Origin of the sequence: Nocardia inohanensis NBRC 100128, from assembly GCF_001612945.1 — a bacterium.
Taxonomy (GTDB): domain Bacteria; phylum Actinomycetota; class Actinomycetes; order Mycobacteriales; family Mycobacteriaceae; genus Nocardia; species Nocardia inohanensis.
On record NZ_BDBK01000001.1, the window covers coordinates 1,170,885 to 1,192,394 of the forward strand.

Annotated in this window: 19 protein-coding genes; 7 read left to right on the forward strand and 12 right to left on the reverse strand. The window is 67.8% G+C overall.

The features are described 5' to 3' along the window. Positions 1-40: 40 nt before the first annotated feature. The 12 genes from NI1_RS05740 to NI1_RS05795 are packed head-to-tail and all read right to left on the reverse strand — an operon-like array spanning position 41 to position 12,821. On the reverse strand, positions 41-1,471 hold the full coding sequence (locus tag NI1_RS05740) for a carotenoid oxygenase family protein (protein ID WP_245663078.1): 1,431 nt from the start codon (positions 1,469-1,471) through the stop codon (positions 41-43). Positions 1,472-1,500: 29 nt separating this feature from the next. After that, positions 1,501-2,196 carry a hypothetical protein gene (locus NI1_RS39120; protein ID WP_067814648.1) on the reverse strand — a complete coding sequence of 232 codons (696 nt, stop codon included), beginning with the start codon at positions 2,194-2,196 and terminating at the stop codon, positions 1,501-1,503. Positions 2,197-2,224: 28 nt separating this feature from the next. Continuing rightward, positions 2,225-2,929 (reverse strand): Rv1363c family protein, encoded by a 705-nt coding sequence (locus tag NI1_RS05750; RefSeq protein WP_067814650.1) that lies wholly within the window; start codon positions 2,927-2,929, stop codon positions 2,225-2,227. Between the two features lie 31 nt (positions 2,930-2,960). Then, complete coding sequence (locus NI1_RS05755; protein WP_067814652.1) at positions 2,961-4,232, reverse strand: MlaD family protein; 1,272 nt, start codon at positions 4,230-4,232, stop codon at positions 2,961-2,963. Further along, positions 4,229-5,326: an MlaD family protein gene (locus tag NI1_RS05760; protein WP_067814654.1), complete on the reverse strand. Its 1,098-nt coding sequence runs from the start codon at positions 5,324-5,326 to the stop codon at positions 4,229-4,231. Before NI1_RS05760 ends, NI1_RS05755 begins: the two co-directional genes overlap by 4 nt. After that, positions 5,323-6,414: an MlaD family protein gene (locus tag NI1_RS05765; protein ID WP_067815472.1), complete on the reverse strand. Its 1,092-nt coding sequence runs from the start codon at positions 6,412-6,414 to the stop codon at positions 5,323-5,325. Before NI1_RS05765 ends, NI1_RS05760 begins: the two co-directional genes overlap by 4 nt. A gap of 53 nt (positions 6,415-6,467) precedes the next feature. Further along, positions 6,468-7,514 carry an MCE family protein gene (locus NI1_RS05770; RefSeq protein WP_067814656.1) on the reverse strand — a complete coding sequence of 349 codons (1,047 nt, stop codon included), beginning with the start codon at positions 7,512-7,514 and terminating at the stop codon, positions 6,468-6,470. A gap of 6 nt (positions 7,515-7,520) precedes the next feature. Further along, positions 7,521-8,564: an MCE family protein gene (locus NI1_RS05775; protein ID WP_067814658.1), complete on the reverse strand. Its 1,044-nt coding sequence runs from the start codon at positions 8,562-8,564 to the stop codon at positions 7,521-7,523. After that, positions 8,561-9,832, reverse strand: a complete 1,272-nt coding sequence (locus tag NI1_RS05780) for an MlaD family protein (RefSeq protein WP_067814660.1) — start codon at positions 9,830-9,832, stop codon at positions 8,561-8,563. Before NI1_RS05780 ends, NI1_RS05775 begins: the two co-directional genes overlap by 4 nt. A 4-nt stretch (positions 9,833-9,836) precedes the next feature. Next, positions 9,837-10,691, reverse strand: coding sequence for an ABC transporter permease (locus NI1_RS05785; protein ID WP_067814662.1), 855 nt, complete (start codon positions 10,689-10,691; stop codon positions 9,837-9,839). A 1-nt stretch (position 10,692) separates the two neighbouring features. Further along, on the reverse strand, positions 10,693-11,526 hold the full coding sequence (locus NI1_RS05790; protein ID WP_067814664.1) for an MlaE family ABC transporter permease: 834 nt from the start codon (positions 11,524-11,526) through the stop codon (positions 10,693-10,695). 26 nt (positions 11,527-11,552) lie between these two features. Continuing rightward, positions 11,553-12,821, reverse strand: coding sequence for a cytochrome P450 (locus tag NI1_RS05795; protein ID WP_169815541.1), 1,269 nt, complete (start codon positions 12,819-12,821; stop codon positions 11,553-11,555). A 145-nt stretch (positions 12,822-12,966) separates the two neighbouring features. On the opposite strand from NI1_RS05795, the gene NI1_RS05800 reads away from it, so the two are divergent. From NI1_RS05800 to NI1_RS05830, 7 genes are read left to right on the forward strand one after another with little or no spacing between them, the layout of a single operon-like run. Beyond that, entirely contained in the window at positions 12,967-13,731 is a 765-nt protein-coding gene (locus NI1_RS05800; protein WP_245663079.1) for an SDR family NAD(P)-dependent oxidoreductase, read from the forward strand. Positions 13,732-13,773: 42 nt separating this feature from the next. Continuing rightward, positions 13,774-15,171 carry an aromatic ring-hydroxylating oxygenase subunit alpha gene (locus NI1_RS05805; protein WP_067814667.1) on the forward strand — a complete coding sequence of 466 codons (1,398 nt, stop codon included), beginning with the start codon at positions 13,774-13,776 and terminating at the stop codon, positions 15,169-15,171. 40 nt (positions 15,172-15,211) lie between these two features. Further along, positions 15,212-16,204 carry a thiamine pyrophosphate-dependent dehydrogenase E1 component subunit alpha gene (locus NI1_RS05810; protein WP_174564449.1) on the forward strand — a complete coding sequence of 331 codons (993 nt, stop codon included), beginning with the start codon at positions 15,212-15,214 and terminating at the stop codon, positions 16,202-16,204. Positions 16,205-16,254: 50 nt separating this feature from the next. Continuing rightward, positions 16,255-17,250, forward strand: coding sequence for an alpha-ketoacid dehydrogenase subunit beta (locus NI1_RS05815; RefSeq protein WP_067815481.1), 996 nt, complete (start codon positions 16,255-16,257; stop codon positions 17,248-17,250). A gap of 12 nt (positions 17,251-17,262) precedes the next feature. Continuing rightward, a complete protein-coding gene (locus NI1_RS05820) occupies positions 17,263-18,846 on the forward strand; it encodes an AMP-binding protein (RefSeq protein WP_067814670.1) in 1,584 nt (527 codons plus the stop codon). Then, entirely contained in the window at positions 18,843-20,252 is a 1,410-nt protein-coding gene (locus NI1_RS39125) for an acyl-CoA dehydrogenase family protein (protein WP_067814671.1), read from the forward strand. The genes NI1_RS05820 and NI1_RS39125 overlap by 4 nt, the downstream gene beginning before the upstream one ends. Beyond that, positions 20,249-21,493, forward strand: coding sequence for an acyl-CoA dehydrogenase family protein (locus NI1_RS05830; RefSeq protein ID WP_245663080.1), 1,245 nt, complete (start codon positions 20,249-20,251; stop codon positions 21,491-21,493). Before NI1_RS39125 ends, NI1_RS05830 begins: the two co-directional genes overlap by 4 nt. Positions 21,494-21,510 lie beyond the last annotated feature (17 nt).

A 21,510-nucleotide genomic window follows, 5' to 3' on the forward strand; every position in this document is an offset into this window, starting at 1 on the left:
TCGCGCCGGCGCGCCCGAATCAGTGCGCCGCCCGTCAGGTTCATCCCCGCGGGGTGAAGTTGCCGTGGAAGGTCAGGGGCAGGTGGTGACGCAGGCTGCCCACGTACAGCGGGTCGGCCTCGAGGTGTGCCGCGTCCAGGACACGCAGGTGTGCCAGTGCGTTGGGGCGGTCCTGGGTGGCGACCAGCAGGTAGCCGTCGTCCTCGGCGGTCGCCCCGGGGCGCGGGGTGAAGATGGCTTCGTGGGCGAAATGGTAGGGCGGCAGCCGGTGCAGTTCTTGCCGGCCGGAGATGTTGTCCACCTTGGCGATCGCGTTCGGATAGGAGTGCCCGTCCACGCCGACCGCCAGGTAGGTGTAGCGGTTCTGCCGGCTGGTGTAGCCGAGGTTGAAGGTGGGGAAGTCGCCGCGCAGGTCGGAGAGGTCCTCGTGGATCACCCGGTCGGACTTGGTGATTCGCAGCCGCAGCAGCGAACCGCCGTAGCCGAGTGCGGCGTCGGACAGGCCGTTCTGCGCGCCGCTGAGCTGGCCGTTGAGCTGTTCCCAGCTGGCGTGATAGTTGACCAGTTCGACGACGGTGTCGGTGCCGTCCTCGTAGGAGTTGCTCAGGTGCAGGTGCATGAGCGGATCGGTGTGCAGGATGCGGGGTTTGCCGCCGTAACGGGGTAGCAGCGCGATCATGGTGCCGCGCGCGGCCTCGTACTCGATGGCCTCGATGTAGTTGCGCAGGCCCAGGCCCGCGGCCGCAATCTTGCCGATCGGGAAGACCAGCGGCGCGACCGCGAAGACCAGGTGTTTCGGGGTGAGGCCGAAGTCGTGATTGAACATGGGCCGGGGCAGCGGCACCCGGCCCACCTTGGTGAGTTTGCCGTGGCGATCGACCCGATAGCAGACCAGTCCGGGATTGGGGACCATGGCCAGGCCGAAGTTGTACATGTCGCCGGTGGCGTGATCCCACTTCGGGTGCGCGGAGAACGCGCCGAGCCATTTCAGCGCGCCGTCGAAACGGTGGACGCCGAGCGTGCCGAGATCGTCGGGATCGATCTCGGTGGGCGGCCCGCCTTCCCAGAGCGCCAGCAGTTTCCCGGCGTGCATGACCACTCCCGTGTTGGCGACATTCGCCGGGAATTGCATGGCGTTGGTGAGGACGCCGCCGGGGCGCAGGGTGCCGAGGGCGCGGTAGGGTGCGCCCTTCGTCGCGGTGAGTGACTTGTGATAGTGCTTGGTGCGCACGAATCGATTGCGGAAGTGCACTTTTCCGTCGGTGATGGCGAATTTGGAGATCATGCCGTCGCCGTCGAACAGGTGGCCCAGTTGCTGGCCGCCCGCGTCGAGTTTGCCGGGCCCGTTGCGGTACAGCGCACCGCGCAGGTCGGCCGGGATGGCGCCCTCGAATTCGTCGATCTCGTAGTCGTATTCGTCGTACAGCGGGATGTAGTCGCGATAGGTGTCTTCTTTGACCGGGCTGGACACAGCCCCTCCTGACAGGTGATGGGATCGATTCAGACGGCGGCGGCCGGATGGACGCGCAGGGTGCAGGACAGTCCGGGCAGGTGCGGCTCGAACTCGAGCGGCATGGGGGAGGAGGCGTCGAAGACGCTCTCGCAGGCGGCCTTGCAGCCCATCAGGCACGAATTCTGCTGCGCTACACCAGTACCCGTGGCGGTGTGCATGGCGCATTCGGGGATCTCGTAGACCAGGGTGCCGTCGGCCTCCACCCCGGTGCGATGAATCGGCCCGACCAGGAAGGCGGCGACGGCGACCCCGGTATCCATGACCTGCGGGTAGATCGAGCGCGGCACCAGCCCGACCGATCCGAAGGCGGGCAGTACGAAACGCAGCCAGCGGCGCAGGCGGCCCGAGACCGCGGTGGCGACCAGTTCGGTGACGTCCTCGCTGGGCAGGTGCTTGACCAATTCCCCGGCGGTCCACTCCAGTTCGCTGACGAACTGGCCGTAGCGTCGCTGCCAGGAGCGTCGCGGCGACTCCAGGGCCAGGCCCCGCACCCGGTGCGCGGTCAGCGCGGTCCAGCCGGCGTCGACCGCGGCGCGATCGTCGGTGACCATGCGCAGCACCGGCAGCAGCACGCCCTCGGGGATATCGCCCACGCGCCGGAGCATGGAGCGCATGATGAGATCGTCGCGCAGCGCGGCGACGGGGCCGGTTTCGTGGCTCGTATCGTCTTGTCGGGTAATCATTTTCACTTCTTCCCCCCGTGGCGGAATGTCACGGGATGTCGACCTTGGCGGCCTTCCACTGGCCGTCGACGTTCTGCATGGTCATCACGATGCGGCTGTGATCGATGCGCGGATCCGGCATCTCGGTGTTGGAGACGGTCTGATCGACGAAGAGCAGCACCACGACCTCGTGCTCGGAGGCCGATTTCACCGCCGCCTGGAGCACGACGCCGTGCCCGGTGGCCTTGTGGTCGATGAGCAGCTGGCGCAGCTGGGAGCTGGATTTGGTGTAGACGTCACGGAATTCACCGGTGGAGCCCGCGAGCACGGCGGTGAAGTTGGCGTCGAGATTGCCGGTGTCCACCGAGGTGAGCGTGACCGCGTAGTCGGTGGCGGCCCGCAGTGCCGCCGCCCCGGCGGCGTCGATGTCACGCTGCCGCTGGTATTTCCAGCCGAGCACACCGGTGGTGGCGGCCAGGACGACCAGCAGGATCAGCGCCAGGGCGGGCAGCGCGCGCCGGGTCGCGCGCAGTGCGGTTCGCCCACTCGTGGCGAGCCGGGCTCGCACGGACGGAGTGGGCTCGGGTTCCGGCGCGGCGGATTCGGAGTTGCTCGCCGCGACATCGGACTCCGCCGGTGGGGCGGTCTCGGAGTTCGGATCTTCGGATGTGCCGGTGCCGCTCTCGTCGGAGTCGACCTCGTCGTCGACCGCGGCGTCGGTTTCGTTCAGTTCCTTCGCCTGTTGATCTGGCATGGTTTCCTCCTCGGGTCGGGTGCTGCCACCGCTAGTTGCCCTGCCTGGTCGGCTCGGATTCCGGCGGCATGGCCGGACCGCCGTAGGGCAGCGGAATGGTGTGCGGGCCTTCCGGTGTCGGGTTGGTGCGCTGCATGGGGTCGAAGCCCGCGGGCGGTCCGGCGGTGTCGTCGCCGGGCGGGCGCGGGGCATTGCGGGCGCCGCGCACCAGCAGGGCGGGATCGTCGCTGAGGCAGTAGGTGTTGACGAACGGCTCCGGATAGCTGGGGTCGAACGGCACGTCGCGCGGGTGCGGATAGTCGCAGAAGTGCCGGAAATAGAGGCTCGCCACCGCCCAGACCCCGCCGTCGTGCATGATCGACTGCACCGCTTCCAGCAGCGAGCCGCGATCGTCGCGGAACAGTTGCCGCAGCGCGGGCACCCGGACGTAGGACAGCTGCGCGACGGTGGTCAGGTTCCCGAGCAGCTGCACCATGGTCGGCGAGTTCTCGGCGATGATCTCGTCCATCCCTCGCAGCAGCTGCGGCGTGGTGTCGAGGAGTGTGCGCAGACCGCCATCCTTGGCACCCACCCCGGCCAGGGTCGCGGTGAGATTGTCTGCGGTAGTCCGCAATCCGGCGGCTTTGTCGCCGAGCAGTTGGAAGACCGGGCGGCTTTCGCGCAGCAGTGCGGTGGTCTGCGGCAGCACGCCGTCGAGAGTGGAGAACAGCAGTTGCATGCTGGACAGCAGCTCGCGCAGCTTCTGCGGGCCCCGATCGCTGACGCCCAGTTCGTCCACGATGCCGCGCAACTGCTCCGGATTCGCCTGCGCCAGTAGCCCGTCCACATTGCCGAGTACTCGCCACAGCGGAATCGGCGTGGTGGTCTGGTTCTGGTCGATGACGCCGCCGTCGCCGAGCAGCGGACCGTCGCTGCCGGTGGGCTGGAAATCCAGGTACTGCTCGCCGGCGGGGGAGAGCGCCGACACCCGGACCAGGGTGTCACGCGGAATTCGGGCCGTGGCGTCGATGCGGACGGTGGCCTCGACGCCGTGCTCGCGCAGCCGCACCGCCTGCACCCGGCCGATGGGTACGCCGCGCAGCGTGACGTCCTGATTGGCCAGCAGCCCACCGGATTCGGCCAGTCGCACGTGCAGCAGCATGTGCTCGGCGAAGGGATCGGTGCGCAGCGAGCCGAACACCAGGTACGCGACGCCGACGACCACCAGGGTGACCTGCGCCAGCGTAGAGAGCAGGAGTTTGCGCGCCACTCCGAATCGGACGGTGCGCACCAGTGCGCGGGCCGGGAGCTCGATCAGGTTCATCGGCCCGGCCCCATCACGCGGGTGCCCAATTGGTTGAGCACGAAAGCCAGCGAGCCCACGAAGTTGGCCCAGTCGGCCGATTCGGGCCAGTGGAAGGCCGGGTCGGCCAGATGCGCCGGATCGTCGATGGGCCCGACCACGACCTGCCGCAACTCCACATCCGCGTGTGCGGCATTGGAGCTGAAGAACTTCAGGGTGGGCGGCAGGATCCGGATCAGGTTCGCCATGGTGACGCGCGGATCGGTGGCGGGCTCGTTGAACGAGGCCGACAGCTTGTTCAGATCCTGGATCAGGCTGCGATCGTCGGTGCCCGCGATGGACGGGAACTTCTCGAGCTGCCGGGTGATGGCCGCGAGTTGGTCGGCCAATCCGGCGATCCGGGAGGTGTTGTCCGCGATCACCGCCAGCGCCGGAGCGGTGCTGGTGAGTATGTCGTCCAGCGCTTCCCGGCGAGCGCTCAAATCCGCGGCGAGAGCGGCGGTTTGGGCCAGGACCCCGTGCAGGTCGCCGGTGCGGTTCGACAAGGTGGTGAGCAGGTCCCGGGATTGCCGGATGAGGTCGGTGAGCCGGTGCCCGTCATCGCCCATGGCGGTGCCCACGCCATTGAGCACCTGCGTGAGATTGCGGATGACCCCGCCGTTGACCAGCAGTGAGGTGGAGGTGAGGACGTCCTCGACGGTGGCCGCGGCCAGCGTGTCGGCGAGCGCGATGGTGTCGCCGTCGCGCAGCGCCGGACCCGATCCGGTGTCGCCCTGCGGCGGGCGCAGCGAGACGAACACATCGCCCAGCGGTGTGGCCGAACGCAATTCGGCCGTGGTGCCCACCGGCAGGCGGACGGTGTCGAGCACACGCAGCGAGACCACGGCCGTGTAATCGCGCACGGCCATGGATTCCACTTCGCCGACATCCGCGCCGACGACCCGTACCTTGGCGCGGTCGGGCAGGTTCAGTGCGTTGGAGAACACCGCGGTCACGTGATAGCTGGGCCCGCTCACCCCGGGCGCGGGCAGCGGCAGATCCTCGAGGGTGACCGAGCAGCCGGCCAGTACCAGCGCGGCCGACAGGATGACCGGCGCGCGGCGCCGGCGGCTCACCGGTTCATCCTCGTCATGGCCTCCAGCACCGAGGTGATGCCGAAGTCGGGTCCCATATCGCGCAATTGCCCGGTGTTGCAGCCCAATTGGCGCAGGCCGAGGATATTGCAGACCTCCTTGGTCATGGAGCTGTCGAAGAACACATTGTCGAAATGCGCTCCGACGCGCAGGTATCCGTTCTTCTGATCGATCGCCTCGTAGACGTTGTCCACCGCCAGCGGCGCGAGGTCGAAAACCTCCGACAGTTCCCGCCGATAGTCGACCAGCGCCTGAGTGAACGAGGTGCTGCTGGCGACGGTGGCCTTCAGGTTGTCGCCCTGGGTGGCCAGTAGCGTATTGAGTTGCTCCAGTACGGCATTGAGCCGCCGACCGGTGTCGCCTTGGCCCAAACCCTCGGCGGCGAGCAGATCGGAGAGTTGCCCGACGCCGGTCCCGAATTCGGTGATGGTCTCCTGATTGCGGGCCGCCGCCTCGGTCATCCGGCTGAGGTCGGTCACGATGGTGGTGAGGTTCTGGCGGGTCGCCGCACCGTTGTCGTCTCCGGTTCGCAGGGCTTCCGCCAAGGCGGACAGCGCCGTTTTGAGTTGTTCGCCATCGGTTTTCGCGACGTCCGCCGTCGCGGTGAGCACATCCGCCATCGGACCGCCGCCGTGCCCGTCCCCGCGCATGGCGGTGCCGAGTTTGTCGACCATGCCGATGACGCGATCGATTTCGATGGGGGTGCGGGTGCGATCCAATCCGAGGACCGCGCCGTCGGCGAGGGTGGGACCGGCAGTGTAGGCGGGCGTGAGCTCGACGTGGCGGTCGGTGAGGATCGAGGTGCCGACGGTGACGGCCTGGGCGTCGGCCGGAACTCGCACTCCCGCATCGACTTTCATCCGCACCTCGACATACCCGCCGCGTACGGTGATCCGTTCGACGGTGCCCACCGGCATACCCAGCACGGCGACGGTATTGCCTTCGTAGAGCCCGATCGCATTGTCGAATTGCGCGGTGAGGTGCAGTGCGTCATCCACGCCGGTCGGCAGCAACCGGTATCCGGCCCCCGCCGCGGCCAGTACGAGCAGGACGGCCGCGATGCGCGCCATCCGCCCCCGGGTTCGGCGGCGCGGGCCGCCCGGGCTTCGCGAGAGGGGATTCTTCACTGGCAGTCCTTGAAATACTGGAAGTGCTCGGGCCAATTCTGTTGGGCGGCTTGCTTACTGATGGCGCACATCCAGGAGTCGATCATCAATCCGCCGGGCAGCAGGAAGTCCAGGAACGGGCCCGACCCCGTGGCATTGGCGATATTGCGCAGCGCGACCGGCATCACCTCGAAGGTGCTGCGCAGCAGTGCGTCGTGGTCGCCGAGCATGGCGGTCAGCCGGCGGATATTCGCCAGCATCTGATCGAGTTCGCCACGATTGGTGGTGAGCACGCCGTCGGCGGTGGTCACCAGCCGGCTGGCGGCGTCGAGCAACCGGACCACGGCGTCGCGGCGCGTGAGGATTTCGCGTAGCAGGCTGTTGCCCTGCCCGATCAGCGCGCCGACACTGGATTGCTGATTGCCGAGAATGGTGGCGATCCGCGCGGTGTTGCGCAGCAGCCCGCCGATCTGGTCGCGGCGTTCGGAGATCACCCGGGACAGGTTCTGGATATTGGTCAGTGCCTCCGGCAGGACCTCGGGCGTGCCCTTCAATTGCCCGGCCAGGGCCTGCATGGAGCGCGCGAATTGTTCGGCGTCGACCTGTTCGAAGGTGGTCGTCGAGTCCTGGAGGAGTTTCTGTAGATCGTAGGGAACGGTGGTGTGGTCCAGGGTGATCCGGTGGCCGGGCAGCGTGCCCGCGCCCGCCGGTTTGATCACCACCTCGCGGGAGCCCAGCACCGAGGTCAGCTTGATCGCGGCGGTGGAGGCCGCGCCGACGGCCACGCCCTTGCGGATCTTCATGGTCATGACGACCCGGTCCCCGGCCAGCCGGGTGCGCTCGACGGTGCCGACCGGTACCCCGGCGACGGTGACCTGCTCGCCGCCGCGAATCCCGGCGGCCTGCGCGAACTCGGCCGTGAAGGTGAGCTGGCCCAGATGCAGCTGGGTGACCGCCGTGGTGGCCGCGACGAGCACGGCGATCACCGCCAGCGAAATTCCGCCCAGCCACGCCTTGTTCATCGATTCCAATGCCCGCCCGCGGCGGAACACGCGCTTCAGCATGCCGATTCACCTACACATCGCGGAATATTGCCGGTGGCCGCCGGGTGTCGCCGCGTTCACGATCGCCGGGACGATCGGCGTGAGGAAGTCGGCGATCGTGAAATTGAAGTCGCAGGCCTGCGCGCTCATGGCGGTGCTGTCGCCGGTGACGCGAGCCAAACCTTTGAACACCGCCGGAATATTCGCGCCGAGCGTGGCCATCCCGTCCGGATCGGCCACGATGGTCGCCAAGAATCCGGGTTGCCGTCCGAGCAGGGCGCTCAGGTCCGGGGCGACGGCGGTGAAGATGGCCGAGAGCCGGCCCACCACAGTGGATATCGCCCCGACCGAGGAGACCAGTTGATCGCGCCGCTCGTTGAGCCCCGTCACCACCGTGCGGACCTGGGTGAGAGTGGATTCGAGCGCGCCGCCCTGGGCCGCGAGGGTTCGCATCACCTCGTCCAAGCTGGTGATCACTCGTGCCAGCAGCTCGTCGGGCCCGGCGAGAGTCTGTGCCAGCCGCGAGGTTTCGGTGATCAGGGTGGTGATCGCGGCGGTATCGCCCTGTAATGCCTTGATCAGCGCGTTCGACATATTGCCGCGATTGCTCGCATCCAGCAGCGTGAACAGCGGTTCGAAGCCGTTGAGCAGTGCGGTGACATCGAAGGACGGCTCGGTGCGTTCCACCGGAATCACCGCGCCGCCGGGCAGGCGTTCGGGATGGCCGAACTGGCCCAGCGAGAGCCCGAGATACCGTTGCCCGACCAGATTCTGGTACACCACGGCCGCTTTGGTGTTGCCGTAGACGGGCTGGTCACGCTGGACGCGGAACTCGACGCGCGCCTGCGCGCCATCGAGATCCACCGCGTCCACCCGGCCGACCCGGACGCCCGCCATTCGCACATCCGAACCGGCTTTGAGCCCGGACACATCGGTGAACACGGCCGTGTAGCTGTCGGTCGGCCCGGCCACATCCCGGCGCAGCGTCACCAGGATCATCCAGGTCAGGGCGAGGCATACGGCGAGGAAGACGCTGAGCCACACCACTTGCCGTCGGTATGCGGTGATCATCGCGGCCCCTCCTGACCGCTGGTCAATGGCGCGAAAACCGGTGGCAGCGACGGCAATTGCAGCGGGCCGAGCAGTATCTGATCAGCCGGGTTCTGCGCCGTGGGCAGCGCGACGGTGCCCGGTGGCGGCACGTAATTGCGCATGTCCGGGATGCCGACGGTCTCGGGTATCGGGGTGGTTTCGGGCGCGGTGTCGCAACTGGGGCCGCGCAATTCGCCGTAGACGGGGCAGTCGGCGCGGGCGTAGAGCCGCAGCGGGGTGAGCGAGACGACCAGGCGGAAGGTGAAGGCGAGCTTGTTTCCGGTGCGCGTCCAGAGTTCCTGGAAGAACTTGTCGACGGTGCTGTTGAGCCGCACCATGACCGCCGGGTATTTGGCGTGATTGTCGGCCAGCACGCCGATGACCGGCGTGAGGTCGGTGGTGATGCCGACCAGCTGATCGATGTGGTTGTCGATCGCGGTGCCCATGGTGCCGAGGGTGCCTTGCGCTCCGGTCAGCAAATCGACCAGCTGCGTTCGCTTCTCGGTGACGGTCCGCATCGGAGCGACGGTGGCGTGCAGCGCATCGACCAGCTCGGGGGCGGTGCCGCGCAGTGCGGTGATGGCCGATTCCCAGGTGCGCAGGGTGGCCGGGCCGTTGTCGTCGGCGCTGAGCGCGTTGAGTTCCGCAGTGACCCGATTCAGTCCGTCGACGGCATTCGTCAGTGTCGCGCCCTGTCCGGCCGTGGCTTCGGAGAGGGTGCGGATCAGGCCCAGCGTCTGCGCGGATCCCGGGCGCGCCACCGCGGCCACCAGTTCCCGCACCTTCGCCAGGGTGGTCTGGAACAGCTGGGTGGGCAGCGTGTGATCCTCGGTGATGCGCGCGCCGTCGCGCAGCGGTGCGGCCTCGCCGTTGTCGACCAGCTGCACCGAGGAGACCGCGAAGGCATTGCTGGGCACGATGCGCGCGGTCACGGTGTTCGGAATCGATTGCGCGTGTCCGGGTTTCAGATCGATGTCGACGATATTCGGTGCGCCGTCGCGGGCCGGTGTCACCGCGCGCACCATCCCGACGAGCATGCCCCGGAACTTCACATCCGATTTGACGGGCAGCCCGTCGCCGACCGAGGTCAACGCCGCGGTGACCTGCACGCGTTCGTCCAAGCTGCCATTGGATTCGGCGACCAGCAGCCAGGTGAACAGCGCGCACACCACCACGAACGCGGTCCCCGTCAGCAGCAACGCGGGCGTGGACGGGCCCCGGCCGTCGAGTTCGAAATCATTGGCCACGTACTCAACCCCCGAGCCTTCCGCCGGCGTCGATCCCCCAGAACGCCATGGTCAAAAGCATGTTCAAAATGGTCATGATGGTGATGCTGGCGCGCATGGCCCGCCCGGCCGCGATACCGACCCCGCGCGGACCGCCGGTGGCGTAGAAGCCGTAATAGCACTGGATGGTGGCCATGATGGCGACGAAGATGGCCACCTTGATCACCGCGAACACCATGTCGCGCCCGCTCAGCATGAGCGTGAAGTAGTGCAGGTAGCTGCCCGAGGGCTGACCGCTGGAGAATCCGACAACCGCTTGGCAGACCAGGAAATTCAGGGCCAGGCAGACCACGAACAGCGGGACCACCGCCAGTGCGGAGGCGAGCACGCGGGTGGTCACCAGATAGGGGATGGGCCGGATGGCGACCGACTCGAGCGCGTCGATCTCCTCGGCGATCCGCATGGCCCCCAGCTGCGCGGTGAACCGGCAGCCGGCCTGGATGCCGAAGGCCAGGGCCGCCATCAACGGCGCGAGCTCACGCACCGCCGCCAGCGCGGTGATCAGCCCGGTGGCGGGTCCGAGCCCGAGCAGGCTGAGCGCGTTGTAGCCCTCCAGCCCGACCACCGCCCCGCCGGCCGCGCCGACGATCAGCACCACGCCCGCGGTGCCGCCGCCGACCACGACCGAACCGTTGCCCCAGGTGACATCGGAGAGCATTTGCAGGAACTCACGCCGATAGCGCGTGAGCACCAGCGGAATTCCCGCGAGCGCGCGGAAGAAGAACGCCACCATATGCCCCACCCGCGACAGCTGGTAGGCCAGCGGCCGCACGGTCACGGCGACCGGGCGCAGTCCCAAGGGTGAGTAGGTGGCGGCCATCTCAGAAGCTCGCTTTGGGGAACAGGATCAGATACATCTGCGTGAACAGCACATTGACGACCATGAGCAGCAGAATCGACTGCACGACAGCGGCATTCACCGAATTGGCCACGCCCGCCGCGCCGTCGCGGGTGTCCAGGCCCTTGTAGCAGGCCACGATGGCCACGATCACCCCGAACACCACCGCTTTGATCAAGGTGAGGATCAGATCGTTCACGGTGGCGAAGGAGGAGAAGGTGGCGGTGTAGCTGCCGGGGGTGCCGCCCTGTAGGACGACGGTGAAGGCGTAACCGGCGAGAAAGCCGATGAAGCAGGTGAATCCGGTCAATGCCACCGCCACCACGATGCTCGCCACCAGGCGCGGCACCACCAGCCGGCGGATGACCGACACCCCCATCACCTCCATGGCCGCGGTCTCCTCGCGGATGGTGCGCGAGCCGAGGTCGGCGCTGATGGCCGAACCGACCGCCGCCGCCATCAGGATCGCCGCGACTAGGGGTGCGCCCTGCCGGATGGTGGCCAGCCCGTTGGCCGCGCCCGCCATCGAGGTCGCGCCCAATTGCCCGGCGAGCAAACCGAATTGGATCGAGAGGGTGACGCTGATCGGCACCGTGACGAACAGGGTGGGCACCACCGCGGTGCGTGCCATGAAGGTGGCCTGCTCGACGAATTCACCGAACGGGAAGCGCCGGCGCACGATATCGACGCCCAGGTATTGGAAGGCGCGCACCCCGAGCACCACCTGTCCGCCGACCGTGCGCAGTGCGGCCACGGGATGGCGATCGGCGTAGCCGCGTGACCATGCGATGACCTCGGCGGCGGCCGGGCTCGGCATGGGGGAGGGGGTGGGGCCTGGCGCGGTCACCGTGGCTCGCCCTCGTCGAAAATTATCGACAGGCGCTGGAATCCGCGCAGCATGAAGCTGGGCTCGTAGGCGAAATCGTTCTCCTCGGCCAGGCGGACCGAGCCGAAGCGGGCGGCCAGCTCCTCGAGGGCGATTCGGCTCTCCAGTCGGGCCAGGGGTGCGCCCAGGCAGGCGTGGATGCCCGCACCGAAGGCCAGGTGCGCTTTGGCATTGCTGCGGTCGGGATCGAATTCATCGGGGCGGGAGAACAATTCGTCGTCCCGGTTGGCCGAGCCGAACACCAGCACCACCAATTGCCCGGCCGGGATGGTGTAGTCGCCGAGCCTCGCCTCGGCTTTGGTGATCCGGAACATCGACTGCACGGGGCTGAGGAAGCGCAGGCCCTCCTCGATGATGTCGGCGGCGCGTTCGGCGGGCTGTTCGCGCAGCCGCTTCCACAGCTTCGGTTCGTTCGCCAGCTCGTGCAGCACGCCGGAGAGCAATTTGGTGGAGGTCTCGTTGCCGGCGATGAGCAACTGCACGATGATATTGAGAATCGCTCCGGTGCCGAGTGGTTCGTCATCGGCGTCGATGCTGTGCGCGGTGACCAGCCCGCTGAGCAGATCATCGCGCGGGTGTGCGCGGCGATCGTCGAGCTGGGCGGCGAAGTACTTCTGAAACTCCACCATGTTCCGGGCTTGCTCCAGCAGGCCCGCGTCGTCGAGCTGACCGCCGACGGTGGCGGTGAACTGATCCGACCAGCGTTTGAAATCGTCGATCCGGTCGTCGGGCACATTGAGCACCTTGGCGATCACCCGCAGCGGCAGGGGTGCGGCGAACCCGCGCACCACCTCCACCGGACTGCCCGCCGGCAACGATTCAGCCAATTCCCGTGCAATGGCGCGGATCTCGGGTTCCAGCTGCGCGATGAAGCGGGGCGTGAACGCCTTGGCCAGCATGCGCCGGTAGTAGTGGTGCTCCGGCGGATCGGCGGTGAGCAGGGTGGGTACCGGCGGCCAGCCCTCGGCCTGGATCGCCTCGACCTCGGCTTTGATGGAATCCGGAATCGGCAGCTGTGGCAAGCCGAATGCCGAGGAGAAGGTGCAGTGATCGGCGAGCGCCTTGGCGACCAGTGCGCGCGAAGTCACGAACCACATACCCCGGCTCGCCACGAAATGCACCGGCGCTTCGGCCCGCAGCCGCCGATGCCAGGGGTAGGGGCATTGCAGGGTTTGCGGATCCAAGGGATCGAAGGCGGCGACGGAGTGCGTCGGGGTCGAGGTCACAGTGGCCTCCAAAGATGTTGATGTCCAGAAGATTTCGGGACCGTGGAGCCGAGCGGCTCGTTCTTGACTAATTAGCTGGACAATATAATAGTGATACGGGTCATAGGGCAAGCGGGTGTGAATGGCCCGAGATCGGAGGATTCGCGTGCAAGCTCTGGTGACAGGCGCCGGTAATGGCATCGGCCGGGCGATCGCGCACCGGCTGGCAGGGGAGGGGGCCGAGGTCATCGCGGTCGACCTGGACGGGGAGGCCGCCGCGAAGACCGCTGAAGCGATCGGCGGGCGCGCTGTGCGTTGCGATGTCTCCGACGAGGGTTCGGTAGCGGCGCTCGCGGAAACCGTTAGCTCCCTTGACATCCTGGTGAACAATGCGGGCATCTGGCGTTCCCGCACGCTCGCCGACAGCACGCTGTCGGAGGTCGATCAGGTGTTGCGCACCAATGTGATCGGCAGCTGGCTGATGGCGCGGGCGCTGGTGCCGAAGTTCGGTCCGGGCGGCGGCGCGATCGTGAACCTCACCTCGGTGCTGGCCGAGACCGGCGGCGAGGGGCGGGGCGCGTATCCGGCGTCGAAGGCCGCGGTGGTGGCGTTGACCAAGCAGATGGCCTCGGAGTACGCGGGATTGGGCATTCGGGTGAACGCGGTCGGGCCCGGGCTGGTGCTCACCGAGGGCACCAGTGGCGAATTCGGGGATCCGGGGGTGCGGCAGGCCATCGGCGCGGCCATGCCGCTGGGCCGGCTCGGTGAACCCGATGACATCGCCTCGGTGGTCGCGTTCTTCGCCTCGCCCGCCTCGGCCTACGTCACCGGTCAGGTGCTCTACGTCGACGGCGGCTGGACCGTCAACGGTTCGGCGTTCATCGCCAATGCCGCCCAGCGCTATGTCGAACAGCTGATGGCCGCCTCGTAACCGGGCCGCCGGCAACGAAATTCACGAAAGACGGAGAGATCCATGACCGACATCCAGACGCCCGGCGAGGTCGCGCCGGGGCAAGCCCGCTCGTCCGGTCCGAGCGTGCAGAGCCTGCTGGCCACCGATACCCGCGAGGTGCCGCCGCCGCTGCTCGAAGAGTCCTACGAATACCTCGGTTCCGAGGACATCGACAAGGACCGCTACCTGAGCCAGGAGTTCCATCGCCGCGAAGTCGAGAAGGTGTGGAAGAAGACCTGGCAGATGGCGTGCCGTGAGGAGGACATTCCGGCGGCGGGGGATTACATCGTCTACGACATCGCCGATATCTCCCTGATCGTGGTGCGCACCGAGAGCGGCGCGATCAAGGCGTACCACAATGCCTGCCTGCATCGCGGGACCCGGCTCTGTGACGACACCGGTCATGCCGCGCAATTGCGTTGCCCGTTCCACGGTTTCACCTGGAGCCTGAACGGCGACCTGACCGATGTGCCGGGGCGCTGGGATTTCCCGCACGTCCGAGACGCCGATTTCGCGCTGCCCGAAGCGCTGACCGGAGTGTGGGCGGGCTATGTGTTCGTCAACCCGGATCGCGAGGCGGTGCCGCTGGCCACCTATCTCGGCGGCGTGGACAAACATCTCGCGCACTACAAGCTCGAGGACCGCTTCAAGGCGGTGCACGTGGCGAAGGTCGTGGACTGCAACTGGAAGGTGGCCCTGGAAGCGTTCATCGAGTCCTATCACGTCATCGCCACCCACCCGCAGCTGCTGGATTACCTGGGCGACAGCAATACCCAATACGACATCTACACCCGCGACGACGGGCTGCCCGGCTTCAACCGGATGATCACCCCGCAGGCCACCAGCAGCCCGAACCTGGGCGAACAACTCGATCCGCAGGACGTGCTCGAGGCGATGTTCCGCGATTTCTATCCCGAGGGCATCGGCAGTTTCCAGGTGCCCGAGGGCGGTTCGGTGCGGGCCACCGTCGCCGGCGCGCTGCGCGATCGGCTGGCGCAGGTCACCGGGGCCGATCTCTCCGGCACCAGCGATTCCGAAATCCTGGACGCCATCGAATATTTCGTGTTCCCCAACTTCGTGCCGTGGGCGGGCGTGGGAGCGCCGCTGACCTATCGGTTCCGGCCCTACGGCAACGACCCGGACCGGTGCGTCTTCGACATCATGATGCTCTACCCGCTGCCGGCCGGGGTGCCCAAGCCCAAGGCCGGGCCGATCCACTGGCTGGGCCCGGACGAGGACTTCAGTGCCGCACCGGAATTGAACGGTCTCGCGCCGGTGTTCAACCAGGATCTGTCGAACCTGCCCAAGGTGCAGCGTGGGTTGAAGGCGCTGACCAAACCCGGTGTGACCCTGGCTGATTACCAGGAAGTGCGGATCCGGCAGTTCCATCGTGACCTCGACGCGCAGCTGGGCTCCTGAGCCGTATTAATTGATCGACTGACTAATAGTGAGGACTGCTGTGGATCAGACCACCGCGCCCGCCGATATCGGCCCGGAAACCCTCCTCGAGGTGTTCACCCTCGCCACCCGAATCAAGAAGTGCGACGAGAAGTTTCGCGCACTGGTGCTCGCCGGTCAGGTGAGCGCCCAGTACTACTCGCCGCGCGGGCAGGAAATCGTGTCCGCCTCGGTCGGGGCGCTGCTACGGCCCGACGACTACGTGGTCACCACCTATCGCGGGCTGCACGATCAGCTGGCCAAAGGGGTTCCGCTGCGCGAGCTGTGGGCCGAGTTCTTCGGCAAGGCCACCGGATTGTGCAAAGGCAAGGGCGGGCCGATGCACATCACCCATCCCGAATCCGGGCTGATGGTCACCACCGGCATCGTCGGCAGCGGGCTGCCCATCGGGGCGGGCCTGGCCCTGGCCGCCCAGTTGCGCGGTACCGATCAGGTGACCGTGGTGAATTTCGGGGACGGGGCCAGCAATATCGGCGCGTTCCACGAAGCCTGCAATCTGGCCGGCTTGTGGCGGCTGCCGGTGGTGTTCTGCTGCCACAACAACCTCTACGCCGAGCACACCGCCTACGCCGACGGTACCAGCGTGGCGCGTATCGCCGATCGTGCTGCCTCGTACGGCTTTCCGGGCGTGCGGGTGGACGGCAATGATCCGGTCGCCATGCACCGGGCCGCGAAGCAGGCCATCGAGCGGGCGCGGGCGGGGGAAGGGCCGACGCTCCTGGAAGCCATGACGTTCCGGTTCTACGGGCATCAGATGTCGGATCAGAACGAGTACATGCGGCCCGGTGAGCTCGCCGCGGCCCGGGCCGCCGACCCGGTGGTGCGGATGCGGGAATGGCTGGGCCGGACCGCGATCGCCACCGAAGAGCAGCTGGCCGGGATCGAGGCCGAGATCAAGAGCGCGGTCGAGGACGCCTACCGGTTCGCCGTGGACAGCCCCGTGGCCGATCCGGGCGAGGCGCTCACCGATGTGTACGAGGAGGCGCTGGTATGAGCGACGTGACCGAGCAGGCCGTCCCCGCGACGGCCGCCGAAACCCAGCCGATGCTGGGCTTCCAGGCGCTGGGCAGCGCGTTGGACGATGCGCTGGAGCGTGATCCGGCGGTATTCCTGCTGGGGGAGGACATCGCCGATCCGGGCGGCGGGGTGTTCAAGGTGAGCGCGGGATTGTCCACCAAATACGGTGCGCATCGGGTGCGGGCCACGCCGATCAGCGAACAGGCGATCATGGGCGCGGCCATCGGCGCGGCGGTGGCGGGTATGCGGCCGGTCGCGGAGATCATGCTGATGGATTTCCTGGCCGTGTGCATGGACCAGCTGTCCAACCATGCCGCCAAATTGCGCTACATGTCCGGCGGGCAGACCAGCGTTCCGCTCACCGTGCGCTGCGCGGCCGGGGCCGGAATGCAGTTCGGTGCCCAGCATTCGGAGATGCTGGAAGCCTGGCTCACCCATGTGCCCGGGCTCAAGGTGGTGGTGCCGAGCAATCCCGCCGACGCCAAGGGGCTGCTCACCGCGGCCATCTTCGATCCGGATCCGGTGGTGGTGATCGAACAGAGCCTGCTGTATTTCGCGCCGCCGCAACCGGTTCCGGTCGGGCATCACGTGGTGCCGCTCGGAGTGGCGGCGACGCCGCGACCGGGGCGCGACATCACGCTGATCTCCTACGGGCGGCAGGTGCACGACGCCCTGGCCGCCGCGCAGGTGCTGGCCGCGGACGGGATCGAGGCCGAGGTCATCGATCTGCGTTCGCTGGTGCCCCTCGACGAGCGGGCGGTGCTGGAATCGGTGGCGCGCACCCGGCACGCGGTGGTGGTGCACGAAGCGGTGCGCCGCACTGGTTTCGGCGCGGAGCTGGCTGCTCTGATCAGCGAACAGCTCTTCGACGAGCTGGGTGCGCCGGTGGCGCGGGTGACGGGCGCGAATACGCCGGTCCCGTACGCCAAGCCCTTGGAAGACGCCTTCCTGCCGAATCCGGATGCCATCGTGGCGGCGGTGCGGGCCACGCTGGCGCGCTCACGCGTGCGCGTGGCGGGCTGAGGGAGACCGGCGTTGGCATATGGTCTGGCAGCGGCCGCGCTCCGAGACCCGGCCGGTGTCGCCGTCACCGACGGCGACACCGAATGGACTTGGCCGCAATTGAATTCGATGGTGAACCGGCTGGCGGGCTGGTTGCTCACCGCCGGCATCGGCGACGGGCAGCGGGTCGCGGTGATGGCGGAGAACAGCACCTTCACCGCACTCGCGCACCTGGCCGTCACCTTCGCGGGCAAATCCGTGGTGCCGGTGAATTTCCAGCTGACCCCCGATGAAGTGCGGCATCTGCTCACCGATGGTGACGTGCACACTGTCCTGTGCAGCGCTCGGACGGCGCCGATCGCCCGCGCGGCCTCGGCGAAGGTCCGTGTGATCGCCTGGGGGACAACCGGTGTCGCGGGGGATGCGAGCCGGGGCATCGAACCGCTGGAAGCGGTTCTCGAGAACCGGCCCGACAGTGAGATCTCCGAACTGATCGCTCCGGCTCCGCCGCTGTACTACACCTCGGGCACCACCGGCCTGCCCAAAGGCGTGCAACTGCCGGAACAGATGTTCCCCGGCGGCGATTCGATGGCCGAGCACGTGCGCCGCATCGAGCAGTCGCCGGTGCGGCCGGCCGGCAAACACCTCATCGTCGGCCCCATGCACCACACGGGACCGATCGGCGGCGTGCGCGGGCTCTGCGCAGGAACGCCTTTGGTCATCCTGCGCAAGTTCGACGCCGAGGAACTGCTGCGGCTGATCGAGCAGCATCGCGTAGAGAGCACCATGATGGTGCCCACCCACTTCGCGCGCCTACTGGCGCTGCCCGAGGCGACCCGCGCCCGCTACGACATTTCGAGCGTGACCTCCATCGTGCACACCGGCGCACCCTGTCCGATCCACATCAAACGCGCCATGATCGACTGGTTCGGCCCGGTCGTGCGAGAAGCCTACGGCTCCACCGAAGTCGGCACCGTCACCTTCATCTCCGCCGAGGAATGGCTGGCGCACCCCGGTTCGGTCGGGCAGGTGCTGCCCGGCTACGAACTGACCATTCGCGACGAATCCGGTGCGGTGCTGCCCGCCGGTGAAGCCGGACTGGTGTGCGTGCGCTCCACCATCGGCGCACATCCCGAGTATCACAACGACCCGGACAAAACGCGGCGCAGCTACATCGCCGAGGACGTCTTCGTGATCGGCGAAATCGGCCATCTCGACGCGGACGGCTACCTCTACCTGACCGACCGTGCCTCGGACATGGTGGTCAGCGGCGGCGTCAACATCTACCCGGCGGAGTCGGAGGCGGTCCTGCGCACCCATCCCGGCGTCGCCGACGTAGCGGTGATCGGCATTCCCGACACCGACCTGGGTGAGCGGCTGTGCGCGTTGGTGGTGCCCGCCCGGCCCACCTCGCTCCCGGCCGAATCCCGCCCGACCGCTGACGAACTCGTGGCGTGGTGCCGGGACCGGCTCGCGCACTACAAGTGCCCGAGCCTGATCGAGTTCGTCGACACCGACATCCGCACCGCCATGGGCAAAGTCGACAAGCGGCGACTCCGCGAGCGGTACCTGATCGCGCACCCCATGCCCGCCAACAGCTCGGGAGCCCCACGATGATCGATGCGCCACCGCTGTTCGAATTCGCCGCCGAGCATCGCGCCCTGCGCGAGCTATTGCGGCAATGCTTCACCACGACCGGCGAAGCCGAGCCGGTCGGCTGGCGACGGATCGCCGCGTCCGTCGGCGTCGGTGAACTCCTGTTCGGCACCGATGGCGGTGAATACCTGGGCACCGCAATAGATCTCGCGATCCTTGCGGAGGAAGCGGGTGCGGCGCTGTATTCGGGTCCGCTGCTGTCGGCGGCGATCGCAGGCGCGCTCGCCGAGGCGGTGGGCGACGAGGGGTGGCCCGCCGTCTCCGCATTACGCTCCGGCGCGGTCGGTGCGGCCGTGGCCGGGGGGCTGATCGTCGGGGAGGAAATGCCGGTGGCCACACTCCACGGTTTCGCGGAAACCGCGCGGATGAGCGGCCGTATCGACCCCATCTGGGATTGCGGCGAGCGCACACTGTTGCTCTGCGCGGTGCACCCCCCTCTGGGCCGCCCCAGCGACGAGATGAGGCCCGGCGGAGCTTCGATGCCGCACAACCGCTGTGGCCGGGACGAGCCCGGTGCCCCATCGCAGCCGAAGATAACGACGGCGGCATCGGGTCGGCCACCACTGAGCCCTGCCCGAGGCATGCCCCGATTCGGATCGACTACGCGAGAGCATGAGCCGGGCGGTGATTCGGCAGCACTCGCCGCGCAAGCTGACGCCATGTGCGCGCCGCGAACCGCGTCGGGAACGCCAGCAGGCCGAATCGGACACGGGCCGAAGGGCCACCACGGTGATGAATTCACCGACCCGGCCGGTGGCTTCGCGGTGGCGGTGATCGACACGGCGGCAGCGGGTATCGCGGTCGCTCGACATGCGGGGCTGGATTTGTCTCGGACGTTCGGGCGGGCCGAGTGCTCGGGAGTTGAACCTGAGTTGGTGATCACCGGCGAGGCGGCTGACCGGGCGCTGGCGGCCATGCGTACCCGAGCCGAGTTGATGCTGGCCGCGGAATCGCTCGGGGTTGCGCAGCAGGTGTTGGACCGGACGGTCGAATACGTCGGTGGGCGTGTGCAATTCGGGCGCAGTATCGGCTCGTTTCAGGCGGTCAAGCATCGGCTGGCGGATTTGGTTTCGCAGGTGGAATTGGCACGGTCGGCGGTATACGGGACGGCGTGGGCGCTCACCGCGGATCCCGGGGCGGTGGAGACCCGGATCGATTCGGCGGTGGCGGCGGGGTTGGCCGGCGACGCGGCGGTCAGCGTTACGAAGGCGGCGGTGCAGTTGCACGGAGGTATAGCCATTACCTGGGAGCATTGGGCGCATCGGTACTTTCGGCGGGCGCATTCGGTGGCCGCGATGACCGGCGGCGGTGCGCGGTATCGGCGGCAGGTGGCCGAGCTGGTCGATCGACGGGATGGCCGGTCGTGAGCGGCGGGATGCTCGCGGAATTCGAGCGCGAGGTCGAACGGTGGGTGCGTGGCAAGCTGCCACCGAAGTGGTTGGCGGCCATCGAGTCCGGTGATTCCGATGCCGAGCCGGCGCTCGGCGACCCGGGGGCCGCGCGCGACTGGTTCGAGGCATTGGGTGCGCGCGGCTGGACGGTGCCGCATTGGGCGGTCGAGGACGGTGGGGCGGGGCTGGATGCGGACCGGGCCGGGGTGGTGGGTGCCGTGCTGGCGCGCTATCGGGCCGACTTGCCGGCGCATCATTTCGTGCCGATCACCTTGGTGGGGCCGGGCATCAGGAGTTGGGGTACGGCCGAACAGCGGGCGCGATATCTGCCGGGGATCGTCTCGGGCGCGGATATGTGGTGTCAGTTGTTCAGTGAACCCGGCGCGGGTTCGGATCTGGCGTCGCTGTCCACGCGGGCGGTGGCCACCGATGACGGGCATTGGATTGTCAACGGGCAGAAGGTGTGGAGTTCGTTCGCGAACCTCTCGCGGTACGGGCTGCTGCTGGCGCGCACCGATCCGGATCGGCCCAAGAATGCCGGGATCACGTGCTTCCTGCTGGATATGCGGCTGCCCGGGGTGACCGTGCGGCCACTGCGGCAGATCACCGGGGGCGCGCATTTCTGCGAAGTGTTCCTCGATGACGTGATCGTGCCCGACAGTGCCCGGCTGGGGCCGTTGCACGAGGGCTGGCGGGTGGCGTTGTCGGCGTTGAACTCCGAACGCTCGGGGCTGTCCGGGGGCTCCGAGGTGGGCGGTCTCGCGCTCGAACCGGTGCTCGAACTGGCTCGCGTCTCCGGGCAGTGGCGGCGGGAATCGGTGCGGGACCGGTTGGCCGGGATGATCGCCACGGAACGGGCGCTGGCGCTGACCAACCTTCGATTGCGCGCCGAGGCAACGCATTCCGGTGCCGGAGTGAAAGGGTCGATCACCAAGCTCGTGCAATCGGAGCTGTCGCAGCGGCTGGCCGAGATCCGTTTCGAGCTCGCCGGCCCGGGCGCGGCGTACTGGAGCGACGACGAGGCCGTGGTCGCCGCCGACCCCGGAGCCGAGCCGATGGGGCCGGAAGCCTTCGGGCTGTTGGACAGCCGACGGTTCACCATCGCCGGCGGTACCTCGGAGATCCAGCGCAACATCATCGCCGAACGCGTGCTCGGTCTGGATCGTGAGCCCGACCCCGATCGGGGCCGCCCGTGGCGAGAGCTGCGCCGTGGCTGACTCGACAGCGGATGGAA